Source organism: Micromonospora sp. NPDC005163, assembly GCF_053599835.1.
On the sequence record NZ_JBSFYP010000034.1, the window covers coordinates 32960 to 46668 of the forward strand.

Consider the following 13709-nt stretch of genomic DNA (forward strand, 5'->3'; position numbering starts at 1 on the left):
GGCGGTGCCCGCTCCCTACCGTCGGCCGGCTTCCTGCCGCACACCCCTGCGCCGCCACGGGGCCGCCAGGAACAGGACGGCCAGCACGACGGCAGCGCCGACACCGAGCCCGGTGTGCAGCGGGATTGAGGATCCGCCGGTCGAGGCGGGGCGCTCGCCCTTGACGGGAACGACGGGGCTGTCGTGCTTCTTCTCCTCGGGCGTGACCAGGCGGCCGACGGAGGCGTCACGAGGCAGGGCGAAGCCCCAGTTGAGCAGCGCCGCGGCCTCTCCCAAGCTCCCCAGCGGCGCGGTCTCCGCGCCGAGCAGGGTCACTGCGAGCCGTCGACCGTCGCGTTCGGCCACACCGACGTACGTCTGGCGGGCCAGGTCGGTGAAGCCCGTCTTCCCCCCGAGCGTCCCGGGATAGTGGCCCAGCAGCGTGTTGTCGTGAGTGATGGCGAATGCCGGGTTTCCCGGCTGCGCCGGTATCTGGGCCACCGTGGTGGCGATGTACCGCCGGAAGTCCTCCCTGGCGAAGGTGGCCCGTGCGATCAGCGCGAGGTCGTACGCGCTGGTGTACTGACCGGGGCCGTCCAGGCCCGAGGGCGTCGCGGCGTGGGTCTGGTTGGCGCGCATCCGGCGTGCCTCGTCGTTCATCGCCTCGACTCCGCCCGGCCTGCCCGCACTGCCGCCGCCGACCCGAGCCAGCACGTTGGCCGCGTCGTTTCCGGACTTGAGCAGCAGCCCCAGCCACAGGCTCTCGACGGAGTAACGGCCACCCGCGACCGCGCCCATCAGCGAACTGGCCGGGTCGAGATCGCGCAGATCGGCCCTGGTCACCTCAACCATCTGGGTCGGGTCCAGGCGGGGCATCAGGGACGCCGCCAGCAGCAGCTTCTGGACGCTCGCCGGCGTTCGGCGCTCGTGGGGGCCGCACCCGCCCAAGACCTCGCCACTGTTGAGGTCCGCCACGAGCCAGGAGGTGGCGGTCACTGCCGGCGCCGTCGGCGCGCGCGCCGGAATGGCCAGACCTGTCGTCGCCAGCGCCGCCCCGCCGATCGCCCGGTCAGCGGGGTCGACCGGTGGCGGGGACGGCATGGCGGGCGGTGGAGTCGGCGGCTTCACGGCCGGGCACGGCACGTACGGCGCGGCTGAGGCCCGCACTGGTAGTGGTATCGCCACAGCGGGCATGACCAGCATGGCGCTGAGCGTCACGGCGGCAAACCGAAAGTCGGTCACGTCAACGAACGTAATCGTCAGCAGGGCTGGCGCCGGTCAGATTGGCGAAAGCACGTCGGGTCCTCGCGTTCGGGCAGGCTGTCTGCGCCGTTAGCGTCCTCGGTGACTCGTCTACGTGTCTTTTCGCGAGACGGTATCGGTTGTTCACAAAAGTGCCATCGCTGCTTGGAATGGGAGAGAGTGCCGCCGTTGGTCGACGGCGCCAACAACTGGGGGCAACGGCGGGTGGCCAAGGTCGTCGCGACGCTGCTCGACCTGGATGCCCAGCGCGGCGGCTAGCTGGACGAGCAGCAGGGCTGACCGGACTCGTGGTTCGGTCAACCGAGCAGATCGCCGGTCGGCAGTGGCAGCGGCAGTGGCAGTCCGGGTAGCGACGGCAGCACCGACGGGAGCGGCACCGACGGCAGCGGAAGTCGGGGCAGCGTCGGGTTGGCGCCGGATGTCGGCGAGTCCGTCGGCGCGGGACGCTGTGGCGCTGGTGCCGTCCCGCCCGGTGGCGCGGCGCCGGAGGGCTCGGTGGCGGCGGCCGTCGACATCGCGGGCGACGGCGCCGGAGCCACCGGGGACGTCGCACAGCGAGGCCAGCCGGGGCACAGGTGCGCGGCCAGGTCTCGCAGGACGGCATCGATGTCGGCGCGCAGGCGAGTGGCGTCGGCTGGATCGGTGACTCGGCCCAGGTCCCGCTGGGCCTGGTCGATCAGCTCCCGGGCCTCGTCGTACCGTCCCGCCGCGACGGCCGCGCGGGCACGGGCGGTGCTGTGTTCGACGCCGAGCACCTCGGCCCGCTCAGGATGGAGCACCTTGGTCAGCGACCACAGAGGACTGGTCGGCCCGGCGTCGTGGCTGGCCACCCCCAGCCCCGTCGCCAGCATGAGCACGGCGAGCACGGCGGCGGCCAACCCGAGGGCTCGCCGTCCGGACGCTTCCCACCGGGGTGGGCCGGGAACGGGGGCGGTGGGGGCGCCGGTCCGGAGCGTGCGGGCCCAACCTTCGGGACGTGGCGGGACGACGTGGAGTTCGCCGTCGACCACGGTGTCCGGCTGGTCCGGGGTGACGTCGGCACGCCAGGCGGCCAGCATCGCCGTGAGGCCGTCGGCGTCGGCCTCCTGCTCGCCGCGGCCGAGCGCGTCGAGGAGCAGGTCGTCGCGGTCGATCGCGGCGAGGTCCAGGTCCTCGCCACCGTCCGGTCGGGGCTCGCTCATGCCGCCACCTCGTCAAGTCCGTCGCCGGCAAGGGTACGGAGCCGGGCCAGGGCGCGGGACTGGGCCACCCGTACGGCCGGCGCCGACATTCCGAGGATCGAGCCGACCTCCTCGGCGGTGAGACCAACCGCCACGCGGAGGGTGATTATCTCCCGCTGGACGTCGGGGAGGCGGTGCAGCAGCACCGAGAGACGTCGGGCCAGATCGGTGGCGACGGCCTGCTGCTCCGGCCCGGGTGTGGTGTCCACCTGCTCCAGGTCGGCGTCGGTGACGGCCGCGCCGCGGACCGCCGCGCGCTGGGCGTCGGCCACCTTGTTCGCCGCAATTGCGTAGACGAACGCGGAGAACGGCCGGCCCTGGTCGCGATAGCGGGGAAGCGCCTTCAACACCGCCAGGCAGACCTCCTGGGCTACGTCGTCGGCGGTGGTGTACGCCCCACCGACGCGGCCCAGCCGCGCCCGGCAGTACCGGACCAGCCCCGGCCGCACACTGGTGAGCAGGGCAGCGACCGCCGCCCGGTCGCCGTTGGCGGCCAGGTGGACGAGCTCTGGCTCGATCGCTGTGGTCATGGGGGATGCAGGCACCTTCGTTACCGGCCGGTTAACCGCACGCTATCGAGACGTACGCCACTTTGCCTAGTTCACCTTGTGTGCCGAAGAGGTAGCCCAAAGAAGTTGTTACGCCCGGCCGGATCGCCGCGATGTCACAGGTAGCGAGGCGAGAGGGGGGTGGATGGGCGTCGAGGTGGCGGTGCAGGGTCTGACCAAGTCCTTCGGTGGCCAGCCGGTCTGGTCGGACGTCAACCTGACCCTGCCGGCCGGCGAGATATCCGTGCTGCTGGGTCCGTCCGGCACCGGCAAGTCGGTGTTCCTCAAGACACTGGTGGGCCTGCTCCGCCCGGATGCCGGGTCGATCTGGATCGAGGACAAGGATCTGCCCCGGCTCTCCGAGCGGGAGTTGTACGAGGTGCGCAAGCTGTTCGGGGTGCTGTTCCAGGACGGCGCGCTGTTCGGCTCGATGACGATCTACGACAACGTCGCCTTCCCGCTGCGGGAGCACACCCGCAAGTCCGAGTCCCAGATTCGCGAGGTCGTCACCGAGAAGCTCGACATGGTCGGCATGGTCGGTGCCGAGCGGAAACTGCCGGGGGAGATCTCCGGTGGGATGCGCAAACGAGCCGGCCTGGCCCGCGCGCTCGTGCTCGACCCCCGCATCGTGCTCTTCGACGAGCCCGATTCCGGGCTGGACCCGGTGCGCACCGCGTACCTGAATCAGCTGATCATCGACCTCAACCAGCGGACCGGGGCGACCTTCCTGATCGTCACGCACGACATCAACACCGCGCGCACGGTGCCGGACAACATCGGCCTGATCTACCACGGGCACCTGGCCATGTTCGGGTCGCGGGAGTTGCTGCTGTCCAGCACGGAGCCGGTGGTGCGGCAGTTCCTCAACGCCCAGCGCTTCGGACCGATCGGCATGGCCGAGGAGAAGGACGCCGAGGAATTGCAGGCCGAGGCGGACGCCGGCGTGGAGCTGCCACCGCTGCCGCCCATCCCGCTGCAACTGCCGCCGTCGGACGGGTTGCCCCGCGCCGCCGAGCGGCCCCCGGGGCAGTGGTGCCGGGAGCACGGCGTCACGCCGCCCCCCGGCTCGTTCGCTCGGCTGGCCGACACCGGGGCGCCCACCGTCACGCCGGCCGGAAACGGGCGGCGGTGACCCCGATGAGCGGACCCGTCACCGCCGTACGCCACACCGGCGAGTTCTTCGCGTTCTGCCTGGACACCCTGCGCGGCCTCGGCCGGCGACCGGTGCAGGTCCGCGAGTTCGTCCAGCAGGCCTGGTTCATCAGCTCGGTGTCGATCCTGCCCGCCGCGCTCGTCTCCATCCCCTTCGGCGCGGTCATCGCGTTGCAGCTCGGCTCGCTGGTGCGCCAGCTCGGCGCGCAGTCGTTCACCGGCGCGGCGTCGGTGCTCGCGGTGGTCCGCGAGGCGGGGCCGATCGTCACCGCGCTGATCATCGCCGGCGCGGGTGGCTCGGCGATCTGCGCCGATCTCGGCGCCCGGAAGATCCGCGAGGAGCTCGACGCCATGCAGGTGCTGGGCATCGACCCCATCCACCGCCTCGTGGTGCCCCGCGTACTCGCCTCGATGCTGGTCGCCGTGCTGCTCAACGGCCTGGTCAGTGTGGTCGGGGTGACCGGTGGCTACCTGTTCAACGTGGTCCTGCAGGGCGGCACACCCGGCGCGTACCTGGCCAGCTTTCAGGCCCTGGGACAACTGCCCGACCTGCTGGTCGGCGAGGTCAAGGCGCTGCTCTTCGGCGCCGCCGCCGCGCTGGTCGCGTCGTACAAGGGGATGACCGCCAAGGGCGGGCCGAAGGGGGTCGGCGACGCGGTCAACCAGAGCGTGGTGATCACCTTCATGCTGCTGTTCGCGCTGAACTTCATCGTCACGGCCGTGTACTTCCAGGTCGTACCGCAGAAGGGAAGCTGACGTGCCGGCGCTGCGCCACCTCGACAACCTGGGCGGACAGCTCGCCTTCTACCTGCGGGCGTTCGCCTGGGCGCCGCGCACCGTAAGCCGCTACAAGCGCGAGGTGATCCGCCTCCTGGCGGAGGTGAGCTTCGGCTCCGGCGCGCTCGCCGTGCTCGGCGGCACCGTCGGTGTCATCTGCTTCCTGACCTTCTTCACCGGCACCGAGGTCGGCCTCCAGGGCTACCAGGCGCTCAACCAGCTCGGCAGCAGCGCGTTCACCGGTTTCGTCTCGGCGTACTTCAACACCCGGGAGATCTCTCCGCTGGTCGCGGCTCTGGCCCTGTCGGCCACCGTCGGCTGCGGGTTCACCGCCCAGCTCGGGGCGATGCGGATCTCCGAGGAGGTGGACGCCCTTGAGGTGATGGGGATCCCCTCGCTGCCGTTCCTGGTCACCACCCGCATGATCGCCGGGTTCGTCGCGGTCATCCCGCTGTACGTGGTGGGGCTGCTCGCCAGCTACCTGGCCACCCGCACTATCGCGGTCTTCTACTTCGGACAGTCTGCCGGCACGTACGACTACTACTTTCACCTGTTCCTGCCGCCGGAGGACGTGCTGTGGTCCTTCGGCAAGGTGCTGGTGTTCAGCGTGATCGTGGTGCTGGTGCACTGCTACTACGGCTACACCGCCAGTGGTGGGCCCGCCGGCGTCGGCGTCGCGGTCGGACGGGCCGTGCGGCTCGCCATCGTCGCGGTCAACATCGTCGACTTCTTCCTGTCGCTGGCCATCTGGGGCGCCACCACCACCGTCCGGATCGCGGGGTGACCATGAGACATCGCATTCTCGGCATCGTCTTCATCGCCGTGCTGACCGCGGCGTTGACCGCCTCCGTGCTGCAGTACCGCAAGGCGTTCACGCCGGTCACCTGGGTCACCCTGCAGGCCGGCCGGTCCGGCCTGCAGCTCAGCCCGGGCGCCGACGTCAAGGTCCGCGGGGTCGTCGTCGGCGAGGTGCGCTCGGTCGGCAGCGAGGGCGCGGGCGCGAGCATCCGGCTGGCCCTGGACCCGGCCACCACGCCGCGGATCCCCGCCGATGTCAGTGCGCGGCTGCTGCCCAAGACGCTCTTCGGCGAGCGGTACGTCGAACTCGTGCCGCCGGCCGGCGGCAACGGCGTACCGATCCGTGACGGCGCGGTCATCACCCAGGACCGCAGCCGCACCGCCGTCGAGCTGGAACGCGTCCTCGACGAGGCGCTGCCGCTGCTCCAGGCGGTGCGGCCCGAACAGCTCGCCGCGACGCTGGGCGCGATCGCCACCGCCCTCGACGGACGCGGCGAGCAGCTCGGCGCGAACATCGAGCGGCTCGGTGCGTACCTGCGGCAGCTGAACTCGGCGATGCCGGCCATCGCCGAGGACGTCCGCAAGCTCGCCGTCGTGCTGGACAGCTACGACGCCGCCCTGCCCGACCTGCTCGCCCTGCTGCGGGACGTCACCGTCACCGCCCGCACCGTCACCGACCAACGTGCACAGCTGGCGGCGTTCCTCGCCGACACCACCGACACCGCCGACGCCACCCGCGGCTTCCTCGACCGACACGGCGATCAGATCATCGAGCTCGGCCAGGTGAGCCGCCCGGTGCTGGAACTGCTCGCCACGTACGCCCCCGAGTACCCGTGCCTGATGAGCGGGCTGGTCGCCCTGCAACCCCAGGTCGAGGAGGTCTTCGCCGGCGGGCGGATGCACGTCACCCTGGAGGTCACCCGCGACGGCGGCAGGTACGAGAAGGGCCGCGACGAGCCCGTCTACGGCGCGCACGACGGGCCGCAGTGCCGTGGCCTGCCCCAACCGGGGCGGCCGGCGCCCAGCGTGCCGGTCGCCGACGGTTACGACCACGGCGGCGCCCGCCCGCATGACCCCTTGCCGGTCGGCCTGGCGGCGGCCGTGCCCGCCGCCGGTTCCCCGGCGATGGGCCGGGCCGCCACCGGCGAGGAGCGCGCGCTGGTCAAGCCGCTGGTCGGTGCCGTCACCGGCATCCTGCCCGCGGAGGTCCCCGACATCGCGGTCCTGCTCTGGGGGCCGTTGCTGAGAGGAGGGGTGGTGAACGCGCGATGAGTAACAAGGCCATGGCTCCCCTGCTGAAGCTGGTGGTCTTCGCCGCGGTGACCCTGCTGCTGACGGCGCTGCTCGCGCAGACCCTCGGTGCCTTCCCACCGGGCGGGGTCACCTACCGGGCCCGGTTCACCGACGTCACCGGCCTGCTCCCCGGCGACGACGTCCGCGTCGCCGGTGTGCAGGTCGGTCGGGTCCGCGGCATCACGGTGGTCGACGACACGCTCGCCGAGGTGGCCTTCACGGTCACCTCCGACGTTCCGGTGGCCACCAGCGTCCGCGCCAAGATCCGCTACCGCAACCTGGTGGGCCAGCGGTACGTGGCGCTGAGCGAGGGGCCGGGGGAGGGGCGTCCACTGCGGCCTGACGGCCTCATCCCCCTCGGCCAGACGACACCGGCCCTGGACCTCACGGTGCTGTTCAACGGGTTCCGGCCCCTGTTCACGGCGCTCAGTCCCGAGGACGTCAACAAACTCGCCTACGAGATCATCCAGGTGCTGCAGGGCGAGGGCGGCACGGTCAGCAGCCTGCTGCAACGCACCGCGTCGCTGACCAACACCCTCGCCGACCGGGACGCCGTCATCGGGCGGGTCATCACCAACCTCAACGGCGTCCTGGGCACGCTGGCCGACCGGGACCAGAACCTGGACCAGAGCATCAGCCAGCTCCAGCAGTTCGTCTCCGGGCTGTCCGCCGACCGCACGGCCATCGGCGAGTCCCTGGTCAGCATCGGTGAGCTCACCACCGCGACGTCGTCGCTGCTGCGCGACGTACGACCACCGCTCGCCGCGGACGTGCGCGCCCTGGACGAGCTCTCCGGCACCCTCAACCGCAACGCGGCCGTCATCGACGGCACCCTCGGGCGGCTGCCGGAGCGGTACGAGTCCCTGACCCGCGTCGCGTCCTCCGGCTCGTGGTTCAACTTCTACCTCTGCGACTTCGACGGCAACGTGGCGGTGTCGGGCCGGGCACCGCTCGACCTGCCCACCTTCAGCGCCCCGGCCGCCCGATGCGCCGGAGGCAGCCAGTGACACCGTTTCGGGAACGCAACCCGGTGATCGTCGGCACGCTCGGGCTGGCGCTGATCGTCGCCGTGCTGCTGGGCGCCTTCCAGCTCGACCGGCTGGCCGACCTCACCGGACGCGGCTACCAGGCGGCCTTCCACGACGCCAGCGGCCTCGTCACCGGCAACGAGGTGCGGGTCGCCGGGGTGCGGGTCGGCAAGGTGACCGCCGTGGAACTCGCCCGCGACAGCGCGGCGTACGTACGGGTCGGGTTCCGGGTGGACGACGACAGCGTGCGGCTCGGCACCGACACCGGCGCCACGATCAGGATCAAGACGGTGCTCGGCCAGAAGTATCTGGCCCTCTCGCCCGCCGGACCGGGTCGGCTGCGCGAGGGCGGGCAGATCCCCCTCGCCCGCACCGCGGCGCCGTTCGACGTGGTGCAGGCGGTCACCGGGCTGGCCGACACGCTCGACCGGGTCGACACCGACCAGCTCGCCGCCGCCTTCACCACCCTGTCCGAGACCTTCGCCGACACCCCCGGGAGCGTCAACGCCTCCCTGGTCGGCCTTTCCCGGCTCTCCCGGACCGTCGCCGGGCGCGACGCCGAACTGCGGGCGCTGCTCGACCGTGCCCGCCAGGTGACCGCCGTGCTCGCCACCCGGGACGAGGAGTTCCGCGAACTGGTCACCGACGGCGAGGCGCTGCTGAGCGAGGTGAGTCGGCGTCGGGACGCCATCCACAAGCTGCTCGTCGGCACCGACGAACTGGCCACCCAACTGTCCGGCCTGGTCAGCGACAACCGCGCCCAGCTCGCCCCCGCGCTGCACAAGCTGCGGGAGGTCGTCGCCATCCTGCAACGCAACCGGGACGACCTGGAGAAGACCATCCAGCGGATGGGGCCGTTCGTGACCGCGTTCGCCAACGTGGTGGGCAACGGCCGCTGGTTCGACTCGTACGTCTCCGGTCTGCTCCAGCCGTACCAGCCCACGGGAGGCCGCTGATGCCCGGTCCCATCCAGCGGCGGCGACGGCCGATCGCCGTCACCACCGCCCTCCTGGTAGCCGTCGCCGGCGGCGTGGTCGTTCTCCGCGACGGCACACCCACACGGCGGGTCGTCGCCCACTTCACCCGCGCCGTCGGCGTGTACCCCGGATCGGACGTCCGGGTGCTGGGCGTCCGCGTCGGGGAAGTGGTCGCGGTGACCCCGCAGGGCCGCACCGTCCAGGTGACCATGTCCTACGACCCGGGGATCACGGTTCCCGCCGACGCGCAGGCGCTCATCGTGCCGCCCAGCGTGGTCAGCGACCGCTACGTCCAGCTCACTCCCGCCTACGCTGGCGGCGCAGCCCTGGCCGACAGGGCCGAGATCCCGCTGGAGCGGACCGCCGCTCCGATGGAGATCGACGACATCTACCAGGCGCTCGACGACTTCAACCGCACCCTCGGCCCGGAGGGCGCCAACCGCGACGGCGCTCTGTCCGACCTGGTCGCCACCGGCCGCGCCAACCTTGAGGGCAACGGCCAGAACCTGCACGACACCCTCGACGGCCTGTCCCGGGCACTGGCCACCCTCTCTGACGGGCGGCAGGACCTCTTCGGTTCGGTCGCCAACCTGCAGCGCTTCACCACCGCGCTGGCCCGCAGCGACCGGGAGGTGCGCACCTTCAACCAGCAGTTGGCCGACGTCGCCCAACAACTGGCCGGGGAGCGTGACGAACTGGCCGCCGCGCTGCGCAACCTCTCCACCGCGCTGGCCGACGTGACCACGTTCGTGCGGCAGAACCGCGACGCGTTGACGTCCAACGTCGCCGCGCTGGCGGACATCACCGGCATCCTGGTCCGCCAGCAACAGGCCGTCATCGACATCCTCGACGTCGCCCCGCTGGCCCTGAACAACCTCAACCTGGCCTACAACCCGCGTTCCGGCACCCTGGACACCCGCGACAACGTGATGGGTCCCTACGACCCCGCCGGTTTCGCCTGCTCGCTGATAGTGGACCAGCTCCCCGGGGCGCAGGTGCCCGCCAAGTGCCGGGCACTCGCGCAGACCCTGCACTCCCGCGGGCTGCCCATGACCGACCAACTCCGCAAGCTCCTCAAGCTGCCGCCCGGCGCCCCGGCGACCGGCGGGTCCTCACCGGGGAAACCTCCCCTCAGTTCCCCCGGTGCGCCGATCCCCGACCAGGCGCCGGGCGGCCCCGGCATCACCAGCGACCCCACCCTCGGCGGCATCCTGCGGGGTGTGTCATGAGCGCACGCATCCTGCGGACCCTGGCGTGCGCGATCGTGGTGGTGATCCTGCCGGCCGGGTGCGGCCTGCCCGACCTCGCCGACCTGCCGCTGCCCGGCGGCGCCCCCAGGGGCGACGGGTACGCCGTCACCGCCGAGTTCAGCGACGTGCTCGACCTGGTGCCGCAGGCCGCCGTGAAGGTCGACGACGTGACGGTCGGCAGCGTGGAGAAGATCTCCCTGGCCGGCTGGACCGCCCGGGTCACCCTGCGCATCGGCGCAGACGTCCATCTGCCGTCCAACGCGACAGCCGCCGTCCGGCAGAGCAGTCTGCTGGGCGAGAAGTACGTGACGGTCGCGCCGCCGCCCACCGGCGCCGCCGCCGGTCGACTCGCCGACGGTGACCTCATCCCGCTGTCGCGGACCGCTCGCGGTGCCGAGGTGGAGGAGGTCCTCGCCGCCCTCGGGCTGCTGCTCAACGGAGGTGGTCTGGCGCAGCTGAGAACCATCAACCAGGAGCTCGGCGCCGCACTCGACGGACGGGAGCCCGCCGTCCGGGACGCGCTGGACGAGCTGGACACGTTCATTGGCGGGCTGGACAAGCAGAAGGCCGACCTGGTCCGCGCCCTCGACGCCCTGGACCGGCTCAGCGGCCGGCTCGATCGTCAGAAGCAGGTGCTCGGCGATGCCGTGGACTCCCTCGCCCCGGGCCTGACCGTGCTGGCCGGGCAGCGCGCCCAACTGACCCGGGCGCTGACCGCACTGGACCGGTTGGGCGACGTCGGCACCCGGGTGGTCAACCGGAGCCGCGACGACACGCTGGCCGACGTACGGGCGCTGCAACCGATCCTGGAGCAGCTGACACGTGCCGGGAACGACCTGCCGAAGTCGCTGGACTTCATGCTGTCGTTCCCGTTCCCACCCAATGTCACCGGCGCGATCGTCGGCGACTTCGTCAATCTCTCCATGACCGCCGACCTCGACTCGGCGTCGATCCTGGCGAACCTGGTCGCCGCCGCCCCCACCGCGCCGGCCCGTTCGCGCACACCGGCAAAGGGGGCCACCCACGGCGGGGCACCGGCTGCCGGTGGCGCCGCACCGACCGTGCCGCGGCCCGGCGGCGGGTCCCGCCCGCTGCCCGACCTGCCGATCCTCAAGTGCCTGCCCGACCCGCTCAACTTCCCCGCGACCTGGACGCCGCCGAAGGACTGTCTGCTGCCGGAGGGCTGCGTCCTGCTCAAGCCCGGCTCGAAGGTGCCCATCGGCGGGCTGATCCTGCCGAAGGGCCTCGTGCCACCGGGCACGGTCTTTCCCGTCGGGACCGAACTGCCCGCCGGCACGGTCCTGGCGGCACAGTGCATCCTGCCGCTGACCGGCGCGGTGATCGGACAGATCGGTACCCTGCCGGACCTGCTGTCCGAAGGGTTGAAGCCATGATCGGACGTACCGCGAAGGTGCAGGTGCTGGCGTTCCTGCTGGTGAGCGTGCTCGGCGTCAGCTACGTCGGCGTCGGCTACGTCGGGCTGGGCGACCGACTGCTCGGCGGAAGCTACGTCGTCCACCTGGACCTCGCCCGGGCGGGCGGCATCTTCCCCAACGCCCCGGTCACCTACCGTGGCGTGCCCGTCGGCCGGGTCGCCGCGGTCGCCCTGCGCGGTGACGGGGTCCGGGCCGACCTACGGTTGCAGCGCGACGTCCGGGTACCGGACGACCTGCGGGCCGTGGTGGCGCACCGCTCCGCCGTCGGCGAGCAGTACGTGGACCTGCGTCCGGAGCGCGACAGCGGGCCGTACCTCACCGACGGCGCGGTGATCCCGGTCGAGCGGACCGGTGTCCCGCTCGCGCCGGAGGTCCTGCTGAGCAACCTCGACGCCCTGGTGCGCTCCGTCGGGCCGGAGGATCTCACCGTCCTGATCACCGAACTCGGCGCCGCGTTCGAGGGCAACGAGCTGGCCCTGGCCCGGATCCTGAACGACGGGGACGCGCTGCTGACCGATGCGACCACCCGCCTGCCAGAGACCCTCGCGCTGATCAACGACGGGCGAACCGTGCTCACCACCCAGGCCGAGTCGGCGCAGGCGCTGCGCCGGTGGGCGGCGGGCCTTGCCCAGTTGGCGGCCACCGTCCGCGCCGCCGACCCCGACCTGCGGCGGCTGCTCGCCGCCGGGCCTCCCGCCGGTCGGGAACTGGTCGCGTTGCTGCGGGGGCTGGAACCGACGGTCGGCGCCCTGCTCGGCAACCTGGTGACCGTCAACGGCATCGCCGCCCGGCGGCTGCCCGGCATCGAGCAACTGCTGGTGGTGTACCCGATCGCCGTCGCCGGCGGTTTCACCGTCACCCCGGGCGACGGCACCGCCCACCTCGGCCTGGTCCTCAACGTCGACGATCCGCCGTCCTGCGTTTACGGGGGGCGAACCACCTGCGACGCGGGGGAGCGGGCGGCCGGCGCCAGCGTGCGCGGCGCGGCCAACGCCCCCCGACCGGGCGGCCGGGAGCCAGCTCCCGACCCGGGGCGGTCCGGCGGCGCCCCGACCGCCGGGGCCGCGACCGCCGGGTACGACCCGACGACCGGCCTGGTGCTCGGCTCGGACGGCCGGCCGTTGCAGTTCGGCGGCACCGGGGGCCAGTCCCGGACGGCCGGGGACCAGTCGTGGAAGCAGTTGCTGCTGGCCGGGGTGACGCCGTGAGCGACGCGAAGAAGGAGGCGCAGATGCGGGCCCGGAGGGACCACACGCTGAAAGTCATCAAGGGGGCGAAGCCCGGGGTGCCCGGCCGCGCGTCGCAGCGCCGGATCGTGCCCCGCCAGTTCCCCCGACCGGTCGAGCCGATCGAGGACCTGCTGAAGCGGCTCGACCAGGAGCCGGTCGAGGACCCGGCGGATGCCGCGGACCCGGCGAGAGGAGACGACCCCGCGAGCGCGGACAGCTCGCCGGAGGACAGCTCGGGCGACCGTCGCACGGGCGAGCGGGCTCCGTCGGCGCCCCGGCGACGGTCGCTGATCATCCTGCTCGTGGCCGTGCTCGCCGCCACGGTCGTGGCCGGCGGCGTGACCGGGCACCGCTGGTACGTCGACCGGGCGACGGACCAGGCCCGGCAGCAGGCCCTCGCCGCCGCCAAACAGGCCAGCGTCAACTTTGTCTCGGTCAGCGCGGCCAGCGTCGACCGGGACATCCAGCGGATCACCGCCGGAGCCACCGGCGACTTCAAGGACGAGTTCACCCGAGGTCAGTCGCAGGTCCGCGCCGCGGTCGTGGAGAACAAGGTCGACTCGCGCGGAACGGTGCTGCGGGCCGGGCTGGTCTCTGGAGATCGCCGTCGAGCGGTCGTACTGGTCGCCGTCGACGCCACCGTCAAGAACATCAAGGCACCCGAGGGACGGCCGTCGCACTACCGGATCCAGCTGGACATCGTCCACGACAAGGCCTCCGGGCGGTGGCTCGTGTCGCGGCTGCAGTTCGTCGGATGAG

13 protein-coding genes are annotated in these 13709 nt (G+C 72.1%); 10 read left to right on the plus strand and 3 right to left on the minus strand.

The window, feature by feature from the left end; translation table 11 throughout:
• Positions 1-15: 15 nt before the first annotated feature.
• The 3 genes from ACWD6N_RS22580 to shbA form a co-directional block, all read right to left on the minus strand.
• Positions 16-1182: a D-alanyl-D-alanine carboxypeptidase family protein gene (locus tag ACWD6N_RS22580; RefSeq protein WP_387322794.1), complete on the minus strand. Its 1167-nt coding sequence runs from the start codon at positions 1180-1182 to the stop codon at positions 16-18.
• A gap of 356 nt (positions 1183-1538) precedes the next feature.
• The gene (locus tag ACWD6N_RS22585; RefSeq protein ID WP_387322046.1) at positions 1539-2423 is read right to left on the minus strand and encodes an anti-sigma-D factor RsdA; all 885 of its coding nucleotides are present in this window, start codon (positions 2421-2423) and stop codon (positions 1539-1541) included.
• A complete protein-coding gene (shbA, locus tag ACWD6N_RS22590; protein WP_387322048.1) occupies positions 2420-2992 on the minus strand; it encodes an RNA polymerase sigma factor ShbA in 573 nt (190 codons plus the stop codon). Before shbA ends, ACWD6N_RS22585 begins: the two co-directional genes overlap by 4 nt.
• A gap of 163 nt (positions 2993-3155) precedes the next feature.
• Between shbA and ACWD6N_RS22595 the strand changes: the two genes are divergently transcribed.
• From ACWD6N_RS22595 to ACWD6N_RS22640, 10 genes are read left to right on the plus strand one after another with little or no spacing between them, the layout of a single operon-like run.
• Complete coding sequence (locus ACWD6N_RS22595; protein WP_354967442.1) at positions 3156-4142, plus strand: ABC transporter ATP-binding protein; 987 nt, start codon at positions 3156-3158, stop codon at positions 4140-4142.
• A gap of 5 nt (positions 4143-4147) precedes the next feature.
• Positions 4148-4918: an MlaE family ABC transporter permease gene (locus ACWD6N_RS22600; protein ID WP_354967443.1), complete on the plus strand. Its 771-nt coding sequence runs from the start codon at positions 4148-4150 to the stop codon at positions 4916-4918.
• A 1-nt stretch (position 4919) separates the two neighbouring features.
• Positions 4920-5723 (plus strand): MlaE family ABC transporter permease, encoded by an 804-nt coding sequence (locus tag ACWD6N_RS22605; RefSeq protein ID WP_354967444.1) that lies wholly within the window; start codon positions 4920-4922, stop codon positions 5721-5723.
• A gap of 2 nt (positions 5724-5725) precedes the next feature.
• Entirely contained in the window at positions 5726-7009 is a 1284-nt protein-coding gene (locus ACWD6N_RS22610) for an MCE family protein (RefSeq protein WP_387322051.1), read from the plus strand.
• Positions 7006-8037, plus strand: a complete 1032-nt coding sequence (locus ACWD6N_RS22615; protein WP_354967446.1) for an MCE family protein — start codon at positions 7006-7008, stop codon at positions 8035-8037. The genes ACWD6N_RS22610 and ACWD6N_RS22615 overlap by 4 nt, the downstream gene beginning before the upstream one ends.
• Positions 8034-9014, plus strand: coding sequence for an MCE family protein (locus ACWD6N_RS22620; protein ID WP_387322053.1), 981 nt, complete (start codon positions 8034-8036; stop codon positions 9012-9014). Before ACWD6N_RS22615 ends, ACWD6N_RS22620 begins: the two co-directional genes overlap by 4 nt.
• Positions 9014-10264 carry an MCE family protein gene (locus ACWD6N_RS22625; RefSeq protein ID WP_354967448.1) on the plus strand — a complete coding sequence of 417 codons (1251 nt, stop codon included), beginning with the start codon at positions 9014-9016 and terminating at the stop codon, positions 10262-10264. Before ACWD6N_RS22620 ends, ACWD6N_RS22625 begins: the two co-directional genes overlap by 1 nt.
• Positions 10261-11679: an MCE family protein gene (locus tag ACWD6N_RS22630; protein WP_354967449.1), complete on the plus strand. Its 1419-nt coding sequence runs from the start codon at positions 10261-10263 to the stop codon at positions 11677-11679. The genes ACWD6N_RS22625 and ACWD6N_RS22630 overlap by 4 nt, the downstream gene beginning before the upstream one ends.
• Positions 11676-12929 (plus strand): MlaD family protein, encoded by a 1254-nt coding sequence (locus ACWD6N_RS22635; protein WP_354967450.1) that lies wholly within the window; start codon positions 11676-11678, stop codon positions 12927-12929. Before ACWD6N_RS22630 ends, ACWD6N_RS22635 begins: the two co-directional genes overlap by 4 nt.
• A complete protein-coding gene (locus ACWD6N_RS22640; protein WP_387322060.1) occupies positions 12926-13708 on the plus strand; it encodes a hypothetical protein in 783 nt (260 codons plus the stop codon). The genes ACWD6N_RS22635 and ACWD6N_RS22640 overlap by 4 nt, the downstream gene beginning before the upstream one ends.
• Position 13709 lies beyond the last annotated feature (1 nt).